This is a genomic window from Candidatus Liberibacter sp. (assembly GCF_014048425.1).
Classification (GTDB): domain Bacteria; phylum Pseudomonadota; class Alphaproteobacteria; order Rhizobiales; family Rhizobiaceae; genus Liberibacter.
Window position 1 is genome coordinate 1 of the sequence record NZ_JACETX010000027.1, and the last position, 19,642, is coordinate 19,642.

Consider the following 19,642-nt stretch of genomic DNA (forward strand, 5'->3'; position numbering starts at 1 on the left):
CACGACGTGACTTACATCACTCTCGACGATATGCTGCGATCAATGTAGTATTCCAAAAAGGGATATCAATGTTTTAGGAAAACATATATTGGAATATTTTCCTTATACCTATGAGATTTTAAGATATTGCCATTTTTGTGATTACGCTGCATTTTTAGTTAAGTCTCTTTTATGGAAAGGATTTAACAAGGTGATTGGGTTTTTGTATCATAGGGAGATACAATAATTTTCTTGCTATATCTGTTTGAATATAAAATCATTTTTATGAGGCATTATGGTTTTATTTTCCTAGGATTATGCAAGCTTTAAGTAATCTGCTTTTCCAATAGAGTTTCTTGGAAAAAGTTCTCTAAAGGTATTTGTATCTTAGTGAAGCTATGGAGCACCTACAGGTTAGACGGGGAATATTTCGTATACTTTTAGCTATTCTTGAACATATATAAAAAGGATAAAAACATTTTTCTTTTAGGATGCCTACAATGGGTTCTTGTTGTTTTTTCTGAAAGCAGCTACAGCGTTTCGTGCCATTGCATCAACTATTTCATTCTCTCGATGTCCGGAATGTCCTTTTATCCAATGTAGAGTAACTTCATGTATTTTTTTAGCTTTCAAGAGTTTTTTCCAGAGTTCTACATTTTTTACAAGTTCGTTTCCAGTGGTACGCCAACCATTTTTTTCCCATGTTTTGACCCATTGTGATAATCCTTTATGGACGTATGTGCTATCTGTATACAAGTCAACTTTACATGGATACTTAAGAGAAGTGAGAGCTGCAATTGCAGCCATTAATTCCATTCGGTTATTTGTGGATTCTTGTTCTCCGCCGGACAGTTTTTTTTCTGTTCCTTCATATCGTAATAATACTGCCCATCCTCCCGGACCAGGATTCCCGGAACATGCTCCATCGGTATATGCTTTAACATGTTTCAAATCTTCAAAACCCATATTGTGATATAGAGGATATTGTTTTATGGAAGCGAAACTTACAGAGGTATTCTGCTGGATCCTTTTTGGTTGTTAAAGGACCATATTGGATGTTTTGACTGTCGTGAAGTCGCATTAAGAAAAAACACAAGGCTGCTCCTCGCAAGAGAATAGGAAGAGATTGCATTTCATCTTTTGAGATCTCCCGTATTGTATTATATCCCTTTAATAGAGAATTCGCTTTAATTGCGTTATAGGAATAATCTTTTTCGAAACACCAAGCATTGATACAAATAGATAGATCGTATGCGAGAAAATCATTGCATGCGAAATAAAAATCAATCAACCCTATGATGTGATTTTTGTAAAAGCGTACATTATCTGGAAACAAATCAGCATGAATAATTCCTTTAAGCAATTTTTTTGGCCAAACCTCTTCAAGAAAACTCAATTCAAAATCTATCTCTTTTTTATAATCCTTATCGATATTAGATGGGCGACATTTTCCCCATAAAATTTTCCAATCAGGGAGAGATAAACTATTTTTTCTGTGAGGTTTAAAATTTTTGGTTTTTTGATGCATGAGAGACAGCATGCAACCAACTTCTTCACACTGTTTTGGGGAAGGATCATATAAAGAATTACCTTCAATATAAGAAAAAATGCTTGCAGGACATCCAGAGAGAGAGCCATAAATCTTCCCATCATTTCTGGGAAGGGGTTGAGGGCATTTCAATCCATTAGAAGAAGCATGACTCATTAAACCAAGAAAGAAAGGCAAGTCATTTTCCATGACACGCTTCTCATATAAAGTTAGTATGAAGATTCCTTTAGAGGTTTTAATGATAAAGTTAGAATTCTCTGTTCCCTCAAGTATAGCATCATAAGAATTGAGTTTTCCTATATTATATTCTTGAATGAAGCCATTAAGCTCTTCTGGATGAGGATAAGTATAAACTGACAATGCTTGAACTCACGTGCGTTTCGGATGAAAGACAGAGGAATTTTAGAACAACAACATAGTGGAACGTAATAGCTCTATTGAAGATAATCAATAATAGTTTTTTAAAATGCATAAAAGGATAAAGATTTGTGAAATTCCTTGTTAAATATAGAACGACAGGTTGATAGATAGAGGCGTTAGAATTCATAGGTTGATTGATATCATAAATATTTTAAATTTTAATCTATATAATCATTTCTGAAAACATATTGAACGAAATAGGAAAGTATATACGAGGTTTTTCGCTTGATATTATTTTTCAACTCTTATGGGTGTAGTCAGATTATTTTATTGAGATCTGTTTTTTGCAGGAGATAAGCCAATAATTTTATGGACACAATCCATGGTTTTCTGAGCACGACTGCGGGCATGGATAGCTCCCTCGTGTAGAATGTGGTCAACATAGGAGGGATCCCGCAAATATCTACGGATCTCTGTAGATATTGGTGTAATTTCGGATACAATCGCATCAATGAGAGTTGGTTTGAATTTAGAGAAAGGTTGTCCTCCAAATACCTTCAGGATGTCTTTCTTTTCTTTTCTTTCAAGAGAAGCAAGTATTCCTACAAGATTATTTGCTTCAGGGCGAGTTGTTAGTTCTTCAATCTGGAAAGGTAGGACATCGGAATCGGTTTTAGCCTTTTGGATTTTTTTTGCAACACTATCTGCATTATCAAGCAAATTAATACGAGATAAATCGGAAACATCAGATTTGGACATCTTCTTAGAAGCATTTCTCAGAGACATGATACGCGGTGCGGAATTATCAATTAAACCTTCAACAATGGGGAAAGCAAAGGGGACTAATTGCCCATCAAGTTCAATTTTAGCATCATGTCCTAGTTTTTCTATTCTATCGGCAAATTCGGAATTAAATTTCTGGGCTATATTGCGAGTTAGTTCAATGTGTTGTTTCTGATCGTCGCCTACAGGAACGAGTGTGGTGCCATATAGGAGTATATCAGCCGCCATTAAAGTAGGATAAGCATAAAGACCAAGGGAGATTTTTTCGCTATTTATTCCAGCCTTATCCTTGAATTGTGTCATACGATTCATCCATCCCATAGAAACGATGCAATTAAAAATCCATGCAAGCTCGCTATGTTGGGGGACTGAAGATTGTTTGAATATAATTTGTTTTTTTGGATCGATGCCTATTGCTAAAAAAGTAGCGGCAACCAAGCGAATTTTATCATGCAGGTCATCTAGAAACATTCCATTGGTGATAGCGTGTAAATCTGCGATGCAATACATGCACTTGTAAGATTTTTGTAGCTCCGCAAACCTGCGTATTACACCCAAGTAATTACCCAAATGCAACTCCCCGGTTGGTTGGACTCCAGAAAATACAAGTGTTTGTGGTGAGTTCATTTTAAGACTCCAAATATCCTTGTGTTTACAAAGAAAACGACTTGATCTTTACAAGGTCAATTCTGGTTTTTTTTTAATAAAAACCATTTTTCAAACTAGCTTCTTCCGAATTTATTTCAACAATTTTAAAAAATTTTTTCCAACAAAGAGGATTGTTGAAACGAAATAAATAAGCGCTCCGCTTAAGAGTATGATGGTTAGAGCTTTGAATTTATTTATGAATGGTTCTCCTGGAACGATAAGGGTGGAAAAATAGGATTTGAGAAACATGATAGCAATCCACATGATCCCCGAAGAAGCAAGGAAGCTTAGAACATGATAGATGGTTTTCGATGACAAAAGAATTTTCTTGCGTTTCAATAAATTGGTTGCCAAGCAAATTGTATTAAGCCATCCGGCTATAATTTCGGCATAAGCAATTCCATATCCGCCAATGAACGGAAACAATATAATTGCAAGTCCAAGGTTTACAAGAGCGGATATCAAAGTGAATTTCATGGGTGTTTTTGTATCTTTTCTAGCATAAAATTCCGGCTGCAAGGCTTTTGTGAGAATAAACCCTGGAATCCCTAAACTGTAAATCGATATGATAGTAGAAACGATAGTGGTATTTTCTTGTGTAAAAGCTCCGCGCTCGTAAAGAACACGGATGATTTCTTCTGAAAGTGTGCACAGCGCGAAAACAATAGGGATAGTAAAGAAACAGATAAATTCAATTGTCCGATTTTGAATAAGGAAGATTTTCTTTCTATTTCCTTCTTTAAAGAGACGAGATAGTTCTGGGAGTAGTATAATTCCAATAGCAGATCCAATGACTCCAAGTGGTAGTTGGTATATGCGCTCGGCATATTGAAGAGAGGAAATAGTTCCTTCCTTTCCTGAAGCAATGGCTTGTCCTACGGTTTGATTTATTTGGACTATTCCTCCCGTAAAAACAATAGGTAAAGTTATTTTTAAAAACTTTTTAACATTGTCAGTTATGTGTGGATATTGAAGGAGAATTTTAATTCCAGTATTTTTCACAAAAAAATATACGACGGAAAATTGGATTATGCCAGATAAAAGGACACCCCAAGAAAGAAGATATGCCGCGTCTTGTGCACTATACTGATTTAATGTTGCATAAATCATGACAAAAATCAGTACGATATTGAGAAAAATTGGGGAAATAGATGCTATAAAATAGTATCCCAAAGAAAACAACATGCCGCTCATTAGAGCCGTGAGGGACATACACATGAGATAAGGGAACATTATGGTGGATAGTTTTACTACCAGGGAGTATTCGGCTGCATTAATATGATAAAATCCAGGAGCCAACACAAAACGGACGAGGAGAGGCATTGTAAGCTCTATGACAACAGTCAGTATTAAAAGCATCCAGAATAAAACGCTGAGAATCTCTGAGGAGAGACGTTGGGCACTATCAGCTCCATTTTTTTTTGTTTCTTCAGAAAAAAGAGGAATAAAAGAAGTATGGAGGATGCCTTCTGCGAGCAGTCGACGAAAGAGGTTAGGAAAACGAAATGCTATGTAAAAAGCATCTGCTATAAAACCTATTCCAAGAGTCGAAGCCATAAAGGTTTCTCGTATAAAACCAAGAATACGACTACCCGAAACGGCTATCCCTACAGTAAAAAATTTTCGTAGAATTTTCATATACAGTATATACCCAATTTCCTGAATTGTTTTCTGGTTCAGATTCTGGAGGTAATATCCGTATAGGGTATTCATTCTAGGGAAATTTTCCAGCAAAACCTTTTTTGTAAAGTACACATAAAAAATCAATACACCGAATAATTTATTAAGGGAAGGTGTTTACTGTAGTTGCTTTTGGGATTTTGAGATGCGAACAAAAAAATACCAGAGATTGTATTTGAAATTATGGTAAATTTAATGTAAAAATTTTTCCATTAGGGGAAGAGGGATCCCTTTGTTATAGGCGAAAGGGGATTTTTTATGGATAGTGTCGTTTCTTCAGTTCCGCATATTGATATGGTTCTTTTAGAAAAGCTAGCAAAAGTTTCATTGCAGGTTGGTTTGCGTATTAGAGAAGGGCAAAATCTTATAGTAATGGCGCCGGTTGTCGCATTGCCTTTTACGAGGTTGATAACTAAACATGCTTATTTGCTTGGAGCTGGGTTAGTGAATACCTTTTATACTGATAGTGTTTCCAATACTATGCGTTATAAGTATGGTGGCGACAACACATTCGATAGGGTTGCAGATTGGTTTTGTGGAGCACTTTCGGATGCGTATTCAGGTGATACTGCTTTGCTGACTGTATCTGGTGATGATCCATTGTTGTTGATTAATGAAGATCCTTGTAAAGTAAGTCGTGTAAATCGTGCGTATTTGAAAGCGTATAAACCGGCACTAGAGAAGATTTCTAATTTTGATCTCAATTGGAGTATAGTCCCTTATCCAAGCCCTGCATGGGCAAAGGTCGTCTATTCCGATGATCCTGAGCCAATTGCGATCGCAAAGCTTGCGAAAGCTATTTTTTCAGTTTCTCGTTCTAATTCCGACGATCCCATAAAAGCTTGGGAAGAGCATAATAATCGTCTTCATGAAAAGGCTAAATGGCTGAATAAAAAAGATTTTTCTGAAATTCGTTTTACGGGTCCGGGGACATGTTTGACTGTCGGTTTGGCGGATGACAATCAGTGGACTGGTGGATCTTCTCCTGTACAAAATGGGATAACTTGTAATCCGAACATTCCAACAGAAGAAGTTTTTACCGCTCCTCATGCTCGGAGAGTTGAGGGTTATGTATCAAGCACTAAGCCACTTGTATATCAAGGAATGTTGATTGATGGTATTAGGGTGGATTTTAAAGGGGGGCGTGTTGTTGAAGCAAAAGCCTCAAAAGGGCAGGATATGCTCAACAGAATATTAGACATTGATGAAGGTGCGCGTAGACTTGGAGAGGTGGCGTTGGTACCTCATTCTTCCCTTGTATCAAAAATGGACACTTTATTTTACGACACCCTGTTTGATGAAAACTCAGCGTCGCATATAGCGTTTGGTCAATGCTATTCTAAATGTTTAAAACAACCTTCTCATGCATCATCCGACTGGATCGCGGAGCGGGGAGGAAATTCAAGTATAGCACACATTGACTGGATGATAGGTTCGGGAGAAATTGACGTAGATGGTCGTACTAAAGACGGAGGTCTTATCCCTGTTATGAGAAAAGGGGAATGGGTTATTTCAGAATAAGCTTCCTTGGCTATCTTGAGGTTTCCCCTTGGATTTTCGAGGGCGATTGTTTCCCCGTATGGATGGTTTATGTGGAGAGGAAGAATCGAGATTGTTTTCGTTTGTTATCGTGGCGTTGATTCTTCCATCAAAAAATTCAAGAATTATATTTTTTCCAGCATGCAGCTTGGTTGCTTTCATTATAGGGTTGTTTTCGCCATCTCGGATGATGGAATATCCGCGCTTGAGTGTGTTTTTATGAGACAGTGAGAGCAGAATACGGTTTTTAGTTGAAACCAATGTCCGGCAATCTTTTACTTTGCACAATAACATGAATTCGGAACGGTTGATTAGTTCTTGTATACAAGAGTGAAGGTGGGTTATTCGATTGCTTGTTTTTTCATGTAAGATGTGAATCTTTGTGCTATTTTGCTGGATTTTTGAACGAATATCTCTTAAATATTTTTCGATATGGTGATCGATATATGCTTTTCTTGCAATCATGTTTTGATGGCAATGTTTAATGTAATTTACGGGTAAGTCTGATTTTATTCTGCAAGCTATGTTTTTGAAGACCTGATATTTTCGAAAAATTTTTATTTCAAAGGTATGTTTTAGTTCAAGAGATAGCTTATCAAGACGATAACGAGGACATGATATAATTTGATCAGAGCTTGGAAAAGATTTTATTAAAGAATAAACTTTATTGAGTTTATGTCCTATAACTCGCAAAATTGCTTCCTGTAACCGAGATCCAAGGCTTATGAGAGATGATGTTAAATGAGATTTTAAGGGAACGGCGATTTCAGCAGCTCCTGTGGGGGTGGGAGCTCGCAAGTCTGCGGCGTAGTCAACCAACGTCCAATCAGTCTCGTGTCCGATAGCAGAGATGAGAGGGATAGAGCTTTCTGCTACCGCTCTTACAACTATTTCATCATTAAAGCACCATAGATCTTCCAAGCTGCCGCCGCCTCGTGCAAGAATGATCGTATCCGGTTTGGGGCAGTAGGTTTTTTTGCCCAGAGAATTTAATTGTCGTAGTGCATTCGTTATTTCCTGGGAGGCGCCTTCACCTTGCACTTTAACAGGAAAGACAATAACTCGGAGAGGAAATCTACAAGAAATTCGTTGCAAAATATCGCGAATAACTGCTCCTGTTGGTGATGTTATAACCGCGATAATTTTGGGCATAAATGGGATAGGATTCTTGTATTTATCAGAAAAAAGACCTTCTTTTCGGAGTTTTCCCTTTCTTTCTTCTAGAATGGTCATGAGAGCGCCGACTCCAGAGGGGGAAAGAGATTCTACGATTATTTGATATTTAGAAGATCCTGGGAAAGTTGTTACTCTTCCAGAAACGAGAAATTCTATCCCCTCTTCAGGAGTAAATTCCATTTTATTGAGTGTACCTTTCCAGATTACGGCATCAATTTTGGATCGGGCATCTTTTAGCGCAAAATAAGCGTTGCCAGATGAGTGTGGTCCCCGATATCCAGAAATTTCTCCCCGTACACGCACGTATGAAAAATTTGATTCAACAGTAAATTTTATGCGGCCGGATAACTCTGATATGGAACATTCAATGGGATCCAAAGAATTGTTTTTGAGAGGATAAATCATAAATTCCTAATACTTCTAATAGGTGACTTCTCTTTGAAAAACAAAGTATTGCAAGGAAACGAGTGGGATCAAATGAAGTTATGGTATTATACATCAGCATTAAAATCTACAGGTTATCTTGAGAATTGGTTGCAAGATATACTATCTAAAAAAGCAAAATTTAGTGAATAAAACGGTATAATTTGACATTTTGGTTCTCGTTTCCGGGGAATTCTTCAATATAACTAGGAAGATCGTTTTTTAGGATTTTAGCATAAAGTCCTTCAGGATTTGTTTTCTGTAACATCCTGACCTCTGGATCATCTGGGCAGATTGCTAGGATTGTAACGCCTGTACTTTCTAAAAGCCTTTTTGCTTCATTTGGAGAGGAAAGCGCAATATGCAATTGCGCAAGCATTCCAGCTTGGTTTCGATGATATGGACCTGAGATTACACGATGTTTTGTGAGTCTTAAAATAAATGGTCCCATGTTGGAACTGGCGGAGACAACTCCATTAGAAAGTTTGCCTAGTCTTTCTAGGGAGCTTTTTGTACTGTATACACAATCAACATCATTATTGAACTTGCTTACATTTGGATGTTCGATAAAATATTGCAGTATCATATATATAACAACCCAAAACATAGGTGTGGATGCTGATAAGGCAATAGCATAAGATATTTTACCTATCCGTTCTTGGGGATTTTGTATGCTTTTTGTGCGCAATGCTTTGATGAGCGGAAAGAATGCCAGAGGAACCAGAATATTGACAAAGGGATATTGCCTTATCTCTATTAAGGAAATTGCCCAATTAGGTAGGATAAGCATTAGAAGGATGCTATGTAGCGTTAAATTATCTCTTTTTATTATACGATATAAACACACCAATATCCCTGCTAAACCAGGCATAAAAAACAAGAAGATTGATGCAGGAGTGTTTCGAGCGACATCTGTAAAGGATTGGGCCTCAGAGACGTGATCCAGCCAGAGTTTTTTGAGCATGGGATCATGAGAGGACATGGGATTTCCAATGCACTGTGGTGCTATTACGAATCCAGCAATTAATATGACGCTTACAAGAATTATAGTTGCCATAATACGCGAGGATATGTTTTTTCTTGCTAATATAGTTGCAGTGAAGAGTCCAACGTTGCTTATCATCAAGAGTGAATAAATGCCGAAAGAAAAATTATCACATGTTATAGATGTATATTCTTTGGGAGATATAAAACAAACAAAAGATAAGGTAAGAAAGATTGTGAGTGATAGTGTAAAAGCACGAGCAGCAGGAGAAAATTTTTCGCCCTTAGTTATCCACAGCAAGAATACAATGCCATAGGCAGATATGATAAAAGGGATGGTTTCTGCTCCGATGACAATGGATGTTGTTACTGCTATGCCGGCTATAAAAAAACTTAAAGGTTTCCATGTTTGATCGACAAACATCGCTGCGATAATCGCTGTTAGCACTAGTTGTAAATTGTGATGATCAATGTATCCGGGAGAGAAATGCGGAATAAGTCCGAGATAAGCTAGTGTTAAGATGGGGGCTAGGTGCATACCATATACGCCAGAAATCCTTTTCCCTGCAAAGGTCATCGCGAACATTAGTGGTATAATGAGGATTAGAGGATAGACCATTATAGCGATATTTTCTGCTTGTTCCTGTTGTTGTGTACATAAGGAAAACAGCAGAATGAGACCGCCGATAAGGGCATCTATAAAGCGGGACCAATGCATTAGGATCCCCCCGTTTAAGCCTAGTCGGTATTGGTGCGTGTCGAACCAATTTTGTCCAGAAAGCCAGTCGCGAACTTGAACAATGCGCATGGTGCTGTCGGTATCGTTTGTAAGGTAATAGTCAGGTTGATGTGAAGAAGCACAGATAATCATAAAAATGATTGTTGCCGTTGCGTACATAATACTTGATAATATAGGGCGATAGATTATTGCTTCTATAATTCTTTTTTTGTTCATATGAGGTATCTTACTAACTTTAATATTAATATCACGTTCGTTCATTTGGGTTATATATATTACCATATAGATATAAAATTAAGGTATAATCAAAACAATGTTTGAGGACAAATTTGATATTGCGGTGTTGATCCCTTGCTATAATGAGGGAACCACTATTGCTGATGTCGTGAACGGTTTCAAGTTGCATTTGCCGAAGGCTCGAATTTATGTGTACGACAATAATTCAACGGATGATACAGCGTCGAATGCTATGCGTTCTGGTGCTACGGTGGTTTGGGAAAAGCATCAAGGCAAAGGAAATGTAGTGCGTCGGATGTTTTCCGATGTTGATGCCGATTTATATTTGATGGTAGATGGCGATGGTACATATCCTCCGGAATGTGCTCCGGATTTACTAAGAATTCTTGTGTCCGAGTGTGTGGATATGGTTGTAGGAGTACGTTGTTATAAGGAAAATTATATTGGAAGGAATGGTCATATTTTAGGCAATACGATTTTCAATAAATTTTATCGTGTTATTTTTGGGACGGGATTTACGGATATATTTTCGGGATATCGTGCTTTTTCTCAAAGATTTGTCAAGAGTTTCCCCGCAGTATCAAATGGATTTGAGGTAGAGACAGAGATGTCAGTCTACGCGTCTTTTTTGAAAATTCCATTTCAAGAATTTCATTTAGAGTATAGACAGCGTCCTCAGGGATCATATTCGAAACTTGCTACTATTAGTGATGGAATAAAAGTCTTATGGAAATTCTTGGTTTTTTTTAAAGAAATGCGTCCCTTGACCTTTTTTGGAATGATTGGAGGGGGGGGAGGGGTGATAAGTATATATCTCATTGTCACTTTTTTAAGTGCTTTCAATCAAGAAGAGTTTTCTTTTCATAAAGTACAATTTTCTATAGCATTGATTTTGATGTTTGCGTCATTTGTGTCATTTACATTAGGATTGATTTTTGATTCAATTGCGAATTCGAAAATGGAAAAATTGAGGATGTTATATATGAGTATTGATGGATTTTCTTCGAAAAATGATACAAGAAAAAAGCTTTGACAGATATGGTGTAAAAAAGATAATTATATTTGGAATCAATGGTTTGATTGGTTTTGTAGTTGATGCATTTTTGCTTTTTATTGTCATTAGGTTTGGAATTAATCCATTCTTGGGGCGTGCATTTGCTATGGGGATGGCGCTTTTAGCGACTTGGCAGCTCAATCGTTTTTTTGCATTTAAAAAAAAGTCGCGTCATGGTCTTTTTGTTGAAGCTATTTGTTATGGCACGGTTGGTATTTCTTCAGCAATTTTGAATTATGCAATCTATATTGGATTGTTGATATTGCATCCAGGATTGTCACCGTTGTTGGCAATGGTTCTATCTTCTGTATTTGTTATGCCGTTTAGTTTTTTTGGATATGCTCGTTTTGTTTTTTTGCGATGAATTGTCAAGCATATGTTTTTAAGGAATAATGCATAGGTAGATGTTTTAAATTAGCATATTTGTTTTTTAGAAGTTATTGTTGCCTCGTGTATCGGAGTATTGACAATTTAGATACGGGAGCGATACTATTTTGTTAATGTTGTATTGCGGTGTGTGGGGGTGGACGGAGTTTCCGCTCTTTAATTATTTGAAAGCTGCGATTTTAGCAGGTGAGGTAGCTATTGGCGAGACAGCCTATTGTTTTATGTGGCAAAAAAGAGCCTCGGCTTTTTGAAGATGCAGGGATAAGTCAGAATATCTCTAATCTAATTGAGCCTTTAGCTGATAAGGTGGGATTCAAGATTGTGCAGGTCTCCCTTGCGGAGAAAGAGGATTTGTCCTTGCAGATTTTGGTGGAGCGTGATGATGGGACTATGACCTTGCGTGAGACTGTGAGGACTTTTCCAGAATGATATCTCCGATCCTTGATGTGAAAAATATGATAGAAAGGAGTTACTCTTTAGAGGTTTCTTCTCCGGGAATTGATCGTCCGATGGTTCGTAAATCCGATTTTATACGGTGGAAGAAACATATTGTTGAATGTAAAGTTGCCACTTCTTCTTGCGATAAAGAGAGGGTGGTTGGAAAAATTTTAGAGATTGGTGATACTGGTTTTATCTCTTGAAAAGAGAGGATCTGCCCTGAAGAGAGAAGAAGAGGCGAGGATTTCGGTGCTATTTGATTCTCTTCGTGCGGCAAGGCTTGTTGTTACGGATGAATTGCTGTGTTCTACCTTGGCGGCCAGTGAAAATCGCTGTTTGGTGAGGGATTAAGGAGAAAATTTATATGGTAGTTGCCGCAAACCGTCTTGAGCTTTTGCGAATTGCAGATGCTGTTGCTTGTGAGAAATCAATAGATCGCAGTGTTGTCCTTTCGGCTATGTCCGAGGCGATTCAGAAGGCTGCTCGTTCGCTTTATGGGACGATGTCTAATATTCGTGCTGAGATTGATCCAGAGACGGGTGTTATTTCCCTTCATCGGCTTTTAGAAGTGGTGGGAGAAGTTGAAAGTTATTCATTGCAAATTCCATTACAATTAGCGCGTGATCGTGATCCTAATATTTCTATAGGAGATATTCTTGCAGATCCTCTTCCTCCTATGGATTTTGGTCGAGTCGCGGTTCAATCTGCGAAACAAGTGATTGTTCAGAGGGTTCGTGAGGCGGAACGTGATCGCCAGTACGAAGAGTTTAAGGATAGTGTAGGGGAAATCGTTACTGGTACGGTTAAGCAGGTTGAATACGGTAATGTTATCGTTAATTTAGGTCGTGCCGAAGGAATAATTCGTCGTGATGAAATGATACCCCGAGAAGTTTTTCGTCAAGGGGATCGTGTGCGAAGCTACATATATGATGTGAGGCGTGAACAGCGAGGTGCTCAGATTCTTTTATCACGTACGCATCCACAGTTTATGGTAAAGTTGTTTTGTATAGAGGTTCCAGAGATTTATGATGGAATTATTCAGGTAAAGTCTGTGGCTCGTGATCCTGGGTCTCGTGCAAAGATAGCAGTTTTTTCTAATAACTCTTCCATCGATCCTGTTGGTGCTTGTGTTGGTATGCGCGGCTCACGTGTTCAGGCGGTGGTTGGAGAGTTGCAAGATGAAAAAATTGATATAATTCTCTGGTCTCCTGAGGCGGCAACTTTTATTTTTAATGCGTTGCAGCCAGCTATTGTGACCAAGGTTGTCCTAGATGAGGATGCTAGGCGTATTGAGGTGATTGTTCCAAGTGAGCAGCTTTCTTTGGCGATTGGTCGTCGGGGGCAAAACGTTCGTCTCGCCTCACAGCTTACGGGATGGGCGATTGATATTATGACCGAGGCAGAAGAATCTGAGCGTCGTCAAAAAGAATTTAATGATCGCACTCAATTTTTTATGCAGGCTATGGATGTTGATGAATTAATAGGTCAGCTTCTGGCGACTGAGGGATTCTCTGATATTGAAGAGTTGGCTTCTGTTAGTTTAAGTGAGATTTCTTCCATTGAAGGTTTTGATGAGGAAACGGCTTCTGAGATACAGAAAAGGGCCCGGGATTATCTTGATAATTTGGAAGTAATGATAGATAAAAAGATAAAGGAACTTGGCGTTTCAGAGGAATTGCGTGAAATTGCCGGAATGTCTCCTAAAATTATGGTGGATCTTGGAGAGTCTGGAATTAAAAACTTAGAGGATTTGGCTGGTTGTTCTATAGATGATTTGCTTGGTTGGAGTGAATCTAAGGATGGTAAATCTGAGAAATTTGAAGGGTTTTTATCGAATCTTGATATTTCAAAAGAGGCGGCAGGTAATATGATCCTGCAGGCTCGTCGTCGTATGGGTTGGATTGAGGAAGAAGAGCTCATTGAAAATAACAATGAGAATGATGAAATAGTACAATAGTCTAGTCATGTGATAATTCTTCTTGCTATATTTGTTGAAGTTTTTGTTTTATGGTCTCAGTTTATTGGAGATTTCTTTATTTTTGAGGGTAGGGAATTTCTTGCAGAATCATTTTTCGAACTGATCCCTTTCAAAGGAGGGGTGGTGATCTTTGTGAAGAATTTTCTCAAAGTGTTGTTATGTCGTCAAAAGATGCTGAGTGATAGGCGTAAATGTGTTGAGTTTGTGGGTAGGATTAGAAGTATATGGATTGGATTGATTTATGCTTCTTCCCCTGCACAGGGGGGGGATTAGGATCTTATGACCGATAACAAAGATAATGAAAAATCGAATATTGCAGGGAAAAAAACTTTAACCCTTAAGACATCGGGTTTGAGCGGTTCTTCTGTGCGACAGAATCAAAGTGTAAGTCAAGTTCGTGCTAGATCAGTTGTGGTTGAAACGCGTAAGAGACGTTTTTCTCGTCAAGGAGATGAGAAGGTTTCGGTGGTTGCGAAGAGTTCGCGAGTTGTAGAAAATCCCGCTGAAAATTCTCAAGAGCCATCGCAGATGCAGATTAAGAGGGGTTTGCGGAGGACTTCGCGTTCCGAGAAGTTTCCTTCCCAGGCAAAAGAGGGATCTTCTTTCGGTGGTCTTTCTCCGGGGGAGATAGAGAGCCGTCGTCGTGCTTTGCTTGAAGCACAGAAGCGAGATTCTGAGAGCTCTCGGATCAAAGCCGAAAAGAGACTTGAAGAAGAAATCTTGAATATTGCTGAAACGGCTGGAGATGAAAGATCTGATCGGGAGATAAAAGAGGAGGTAAAGAAGCCTTCTTTTGAAGAAAAAGTTGATCTTTTAGGATCATCAGAAGTGTCTGTAGAATTGCAGTCTGTCTTTAAAAGTGATGCTTTGGACACAGAGAAAAATTCTGTGGGCGCGCGGAGCAAGATTCGAAAATCTGCGGATGATTCAGGAGGTGAGCACGGAAAGTCTCGAGGAAAAAGAGGAAAAAGTTCGCAAGTTATTTCGCCGAAATCTCCGTCTCGCAGTAAAGATGGAGATGAAGAAAAAAGAAACAGGAAACCCAAGATTGCGACTGTTGATCTTGATGATGAAGGTGGAGCTTCTGTACGGGGGCGTTCTCTTTCAGCAATGCGTCGTCGTCAGGAGAAATTTCGTAAGAGTCAACAACAAGAACAGAGAGAGAAAATTTCTCGTGATGTTGTTGTCCCTGAAACGATTACTATACAAGAGTTGTCGCAGCGTATGTCAGAGCGTTCATCGGATGTGATAAAATTTCTGATGAAAGAAGGGCAGATGATGAAGCCCGGGGACGTTATTGATGCTGATCTTTCTGAAATAATAGCGACTGAATTTGGACATGTTGTAAAGCGTGTATTAGATTCTGATGTCGAGCTAGGTATTTTTGATGTTGTAGAAAATGAAAGTGACTTGCAGATTCGTCCGCCTGTTGTGACAGTTATGGGGCATGTGGATCACGGAAAGACGTCGTTGCTTGATGCTGTGCGCAAGGCTGCTGTTGTAAAAAAAGAAGCCGGTGGTATAACCCAACACATAGGGGCATATCAGGTAGATTATAAAGGGAAAAAGATTACTTTTATTGATACTCCGGGGCATGTTGTTTTTTCCAGAATGCGTGCTCGTGGTGCCCAGATCACAGATGTTGCTGTCCTTGTTTTGGCAGCAGATGAGAGGGTGATGCCACAAGCAATTGAATCTATAAGCCATGCTAAGTCTGCGGGTGTTTCGATTATCGTTGCTCTTAATAAAATTGATAAATCAAGCTCTGATGCTCAAAAGGTTCGGACAGAATTATTAAGCCATGACGTGTTTGTTGAAAGTATGGGAGGCGATATTCTGGATGTCGAGATTTCTGCCAAGAAACATCTCCATTTGGATAAATTGCTAGATGCGATTCTTTTGCAGGCTGAGATTCTTGACCTTAAAGTTATTGTTAATCGTAAAGCTGAAGGTTCTGTGATTGAGGCACGGCTTGATCGAGGGCGAGGTCCGGTAGTAACTGTTTTGGTGCAAAAGGGAACGTTGCGAATAGGTCAGATACTGGTTGTTGGCGATCAGTGGGGGCGAGTGCGAGCCTTGTTTAATGATAAGGGAAAAAGCGTTACGGAGGCGTTGCCATCTATGCCTATTGAGGTTCTTGGTCTTCAGGGAATGCCGATGGCGGGAGATAAATTTGGTGTTGTTGATAGCGAGAGTCGGGCACGAGAGATTTCTCAGTATAGAAAGCGCCTGACAAGAGATAAGTCTATGGCGCGTCAATTAGGATCGCGGGGGTCTTTAGAATCTCTTGTAAGTAATGTTTATGCGTCATCTGCGATAAAAGATTTTCCTGTTATAATAAAAGCTGATGTGCAGGGTTCTGTTGAGGCTATTGTTAATGCCTTAGATGATTTGAAAAGCGACGAGGTTCGTGCTTCTGTGATGCATTCTGGTGCTGGGGCGATCAACGAGACGGATGTATCGTTGGCTAAAGCTTCTAATGCTGTGATTTTTGGGTTTAATGTTCGGGCGAGTTCTCAAGCGCGAGCACTTTCCGAAAAAGATGGTATAAAAATCCTCTATTATAATGTCATTTATGATCTCATTGATGATGTCAAAGGATTTATGTCAGGTCTTTTATCGCCGGAGGTGCGCGAAACATTTCTTGGTAATGCTAAGGTTTTAGAAGTTTTTACTGTTACTAAGTTGGGTAAAGTAGCTGGTTGTATGATATCAGAAGGTAAGGTGGAGCGTGGTTCTGGCGTGCGTCTTATTCGAGATGGTATTGTTATACACGAGGGCATCCTTAAAACGCTGAAGCGTTTTAAGGAGGAGGTTTCTGAAGTTCATATGGGACAAGAATGTGGCATGGCTTTTGAGAAATATGATGCTATACAAGTAGATGACGTTGTTGAATGCTTTAGGGTAGAGCATATAAAGCGTTCGCTTTGATTTGTTTTTTTGAGGATGGTTTTTTTGTTTTCAGGGATCTTTGCTATGAAGCATAGAAATTTAGAGCCCACACGGCGTGCGCTGCGCGTTGGAGAGGAAGTTCGTTCCGCTCTTATGTGGGTTATCTTGAATGATGAGTTTCAGGATGACTTGATTAGTAGAGATGTTATATCTGTTTCAGAGGTTTGTATGTCGGCAGATCTAAAGATCGCGACAGCGTATATTTCTTTGCCTGCGGATATTTCTTCTGATAATGTTATTTCTGCTCTGAATTATAATAGTAAATTTATTCGGGGACGTATTAGTCGATCTCTTAGAAACTTGAAGTATATACCGGAGATTCGATTTCGATATGATACATCGTTGCAGAATTATTGGAAAATTGATGCATTGATGCGTTCGCCGAAAGTAGAAAAAGATTTAAAAGTTGATGAAAACGATTTTAGATAAGGAGTTTTGAGGGCTCTTCCATTCTTTGTGGAAAGGAAGTATAGAGTCTAGGAAGTTGTGTATTGTGATCAGAATTCTGTATTTCACCTAGAGGTGAGGTGGGGTTTTAATATGTCGTCTTTTGGTATTTGAGAAAGGGTATTTATGTCAATCACTTTAGAGCGTAAAAGGCAGATTATGAAAGATTATGCTAGGGGAGAGGAAGATACTGGTTCTCCGGAAGTACAAATTTCGATTTGTACAGAACGAATATCAAATCTTACTGCTCACTTTAAGAATGCTCGGAAGGATGTAAACTCCAAGAGAGGGCTTAATAGATTGATTTCCTTGAGAAATTCTCTTTTGAAATATCTTGAAAGGAAAGATGAGCAGAGATATAAGAAACTGGTTAGCAGTTTAGGACTTCGCCGGTAAATTTTGTGTTTTGTACTTTTTGGTTTTTCTTCAGTACAAAAAAGATTGATTTTTCGGTTAAATTTTTGCTGCTTTTGCGTCAGTTTTAAATCATTTTGTGTGGCGCAATGGATCTCCCTTTGAGAGGTGGGTAGTGAAAGAATATCGTTTAAGAAATTGAGTTGTCTTGAGTGTGCGTGGTTTGTGCAAACGCGTGCCATTGGGTGGTTCTTATGGTGCCGCCTTCTGTGTTTTTTAAGGATATGCAATATGTTCAATGTTCATACAGTTGAGATTGATTGGGCTGGGCGTCCACTTAAGCTGGAGACAGGTAGAATCGCTCGGCAGGCTGATGGTGCTGTTCTGGCTACTTATGGGGAAACAGTGGTTTTAGCTACCGTCGTTTCGGCGAAGGATTCCAAGGAAAAACAAGATTTTTTTCCTTTAACTGTCAACTATCAAGAAAAAACTTATGCTGTTGGTAAAATTCCAGGTGGGTATTTGAGGCGTGAGTCACGCCCGACCGAAAATGAAGTCTTGGTTTCTCGTATGATTGATCGGTCCATCAGGCCTTTATTCCACAAGTATTATAAAAATGAAACTCAAGTCATCGTTACCGTTATGCAACATGATCTGGAAAATGATCCGCATGTCGTTAGCATGATAGCAGTTTCAGCTGCATTGATGTTGTCGGGATTGCCATTTGCGGGGCCTTCTGCAGGTGTAAAAATTGGTTATGTAAATGATGAGTATGTTTTGAATCCTTGTTTAGGTGAGGTAGAGAAGGGTTCCCTTGATCTTTTTGTTTCCGGTACAAAAGATGCGGTTCTCATGGTTGAATTGGAAGCAAATCAATTATCAGAAGAAATTGTTCTTGATGCTGTTATGTTTGGACATGATGGATATCAGTGTGTTATTGATGCTATTTCCAAACTTGCGGGGATGTGTGCAAAAGAGCCATTGTTTCTGGGCGCCAAGGAATCCCTGCCATCAGAAAAAGAAGTTCTTCGTTTGGTTGGATCAGAACTTCAGGATGCTTGTTGTGTTGCCGAAAAGTCTACGCGTTGCAAATTGATTGATGATTTAAAAGAAAAAATCGCTGCCGATTCTTCTTTGGAGGATTGGGGGAGCGAAAAGATTGATGCTATCTTTGATGGTTTGCAAGCTAAGATCATTCGAGAAAATATTCTTAAAAAGAAAAGTCGCATTGATGGGCGTGATCTTGTAACGGTTCGTGATATAGAATCTCAGATCGGTATTTTACAACGCACACATGGTTCTGCATTGTTTTCCCGAGGTCAAACTCAGGCGGTGGTTGTTGCGACCTTAGGGACAAGAGAAGATGAGCAATATGTTGATTCTTTGTCTGGGACGCAGAAAAACGATTTTATGTTGCATTATAATTTTTCCCCCTTTTCTGTTGGTGAGATTGGTCGTATGGGGGCTCCGAGTCGTCGGGAAGTTGGTCATGGAAGATTGGCTCGTCGTGCTATTCATCCCGTTTTACCAAAGTCCGAGCAATTTCCTTATACATTGCGGATAGTTTCTGAAATCACTGAGTCAAACGGGTCTTCTTCAATGGCGACGGTTTGTGGATCCTCATTGGCTCTTATGGATGCTGGAGTGCCAATATTAAAGCCAGTAGCAGGGATTGCTATGGGACTCATCAAGGAGGGAGATCAGTTTGTCGTTCTTTCTGATATATCAGGGGACGAAGACCATATTGGAGATATGGATTTCAAGGTTGCTGGAACAGATTCAGGCATAACAGCTATGCAGATGGATATAAAGATAGGTGGAATCTCTAAAAATATTATGAAAATTGCGTTGGATCAAGCAAAGGAGGGACGGTTTCATATTCTTGGAGAAATGTCTAAGGTTATATCAGAGAGTCGTTTGCATCTAGGTGAGTTT

At 39.0% G+C, this 19,642-nt stretch carries 18 protein-coding genes; 12 read left to right on the forward strand and 6 right to left on the reverse strand.

Going from position 1 to position 19,642, the window contains the following annotated elements; genetic code table 11:
• Positions 1 to 474 precede the first annotated feature (474 nt).
• The 4 genes from rnhA to murJ form a co-directional block, all read right to left on the reverse strand.
• Positions 475 to 930 (reverse strand): ribonuclease HI, encoded by a 456-nt coding sequence (rnhA, locus tag H0G72_RS03910; protein WP_182017479.1) that lies wholly within the window; start codon positions 928 to 930, stop codon positions 475 to 477.
• A 4-nt stretch (positions 931 to 934) separates the two neighbouring features.
• Positions 935 to 1,888 (reverse strand): homoserine kinase, encoded by a 954-nt coding sequence (locus tag H0G72_RS03915; protein ID WP_182017480.1) that lies wholly within the window; start codon positions 1,886 to 1,888, stop codon positions 935 to 937.
• Between the two features lie 327 nt (positions 1,889 to 2,215).
• Complete coding sequence (gene trpS / locus H0G72_RS03920; RefSeq protein ID WP_182017481.1) at positions 2,216 to 3,298, reverse strand: tryptophan--tRNA ligase; 1,083 nt, start codon at positions 3,296 to 3,298, stop codon at positions 2,216 to 2,218.
• Between the two features lie 111 nt (positions 3,299 to 3,409).
• On the reverse strand, positions 3,410 to 4,957 hold the full coding sequence (gene murJ / locus H0G72_RS03925) for a murein biosynthesis integral membrane protein MurJ (protein WP_182017482.1): 1,548 nt from the start codon (positions 4,955 to 4,957) through the stop codon (positions 3,410 to 3,412).
• 300 nt (positions 4,958 to 5,257) lie between these two features.
• On the opposite strand from murJ, the gene H0G72_RS03930 reads away from it, so the two are divergent.
• Positions 5,258 to 6,520, forward strand: coding sequence for an aminopeptidase (locus H0G72_RS03930; RefSeq protein ID WP_182017483.1), 1,263 nt, complete (start codon positions 5,258 to 5,260; stop codon positions 6,518 to 6,520).
• Here the strand turns inward: H0G72_RS03930 and xseA are convergent.
• Both xseA and H0G72_RS03940 read right to left on the reverse strand, forming a co-directional pair.
• Positions 6,512 to 8,119, reverse strand: a complete 1,608-nt coding sequence (xseA, locus tag H0G72_RS03935) for an exodeoxyribonuclease VII large subunit (protein WP_182017484.1) — start codon at positions 8,117 to 8,119, stop codon at positions 6,512 to 6,514. The genes H0G72_RS03930 and xseA overlap by 9 nt on opposite strands.
• 160 nt (positions 8,120 to 8,279) lie before the next feature.
• Positions 8,280 to 10,076 carry a hypothetical protein gene (locus H0G72_RS03940; RefSeq protein ID WP_182017485.1) on the reverse strand — a complete coding sequence of 599 codons (1,797 nt, stop codon included), beginning with the start codon at positions 10,074 to 10,076 and terminating at the stop codon, positions 8,280 to 8,282.
• Between the two features lie 97 nt (positions 10,077 to 10,173).
• On the opposite strand from H0G72_RS03940, the gene H0G72_RS03945 reads away from it, so the two are divergent.
• From H0G72_RS03945 to pnp, 11 genes are all read left to right on the forward strand, one after another.
• Positions 10,174 to 11,130: a glycosyltransferase gene (locus H0G72_RS03945; protein WP_182017486.1), complete on the forward strand. Its 957-nt coding sequence runs from the start codon at positions 10,174 to 10,176 to the stop codon at positions 11,128 to 11,130.
• Positions 11,108 to 11,515, forward strand: coding sequence for a GtrA family protein (locus H0G72_RS03950; RefSeq protein WP_182017487.1), 408 nt, complete (start codon positions 11,108 to 11,110; stop codon positions 11,513 to 11,515). Before H0G72_RS03945 ends, H0G72_RS03950 begins: the two co-directional genes overlap by 23 nt.
• Before the next feature lie 221 nt (positions 11,516 to 11,736).
• Positions 11,737 to 11,967, forward strand: coding sequence for a hypothetical protein (locus H0G72_RS06250; RefSeq protein WP_259345127.1), 231 nt, complete (start codon positions 11,737 to 11,739; stop codon positions 11,965 to 11,967).
• Entirely contained in the window at positions 11,964 to 12,179 is a 216-nt protein-coding gene (locus tag H0G72_RS06255) for an LSm family protein (protein ID WP_259345128.1), read from the forward strand. The genes H0G72_RS06250 and H0G72_RS06255 overlap by 4 nt, the downstream gene beginning before the upstream one ends.
• Entirely contained in the window at positions 12,157 to 12,327 is a 171-nt protein-coding gene (locus tag H0G72_RS06260; RefSeq protein ID WP_259345129.1) for a hypothetical protein, read from the forward strand. Before H0G72_RS06255 ends, H0G72_RS06260 begins: the two co-directional genes overlap by 23 nt.
• Positions 12,328 to 12,340: 13 nt before the next feature.
• Positions 12,341 to 13,933, forward strand: a complete 1,593-nt coding sequence (gene nusA, locus H0G72_RS03960) for a transcription termination factor NusA (protein WP_182017488.1) — start codon at positions 12,341 to 12,343, stop codon at positions 13,931 to 13,933.
• A 153-nt stretch (positions 13,934 to 14,086) separates the two neighbouring features.
• Entirely contained in the window at positions 14,087 to 14,227 is a 141-nt protein-coding gene (locus H0G72_RS03965; RefSeq protein WP_182017489.1) for a hypothetical protein, read from the forward strand.
• Positions 14,228 to 14,233: 6 nt separating this feature from the next.
• Positions 14,234 to 16,885, forward strand: a complete 2,652-nt coding sequence (gene infB / locus H0G72_RS03970) for a translation initiation factor IF-2 (protein ID WP_182017490.1) — start codon at positions 14,234 to 14,236, stop codon at positions 16,883 to 16,885.
• 45 nt (positions 16,886 to 16,930) lie between these two features.
• A complete protein-coding gene (rbfA, locus tag H0G72_RS03975) occupies positions 16,931 to 17,335 on the forward strand; it encodes a 30S ribosome-binding factor RbfA (RefSeq protein WP_182017491.1) in 405 nt (134 codons plus the stop codon).
• Positions 17,336 to 17,479: 144 nt separating this feature from the next.
• A complete protein-coding gene (rpsO, locus tag H0G72_RS03980; RefSeq protein ID WP_182017492.1) occupies positions 17,480 to 17,749 on the forward strand; it encodes a 30S ribosomal protein S15 in 270 nt (89 codons plus the stop codon).
• 249 nt (positions 17,750 to 17,998) lie between these two features.
• Positions 17,999 to 19,642: polyribonucleotide nucleotidyltransferase (gene pnp / locus H0G72_RS03985; RefSeq protein ID WP_182017493.1), on the forward strand; the 1,644-nt coding region annotated here is incomplete at its 3' end.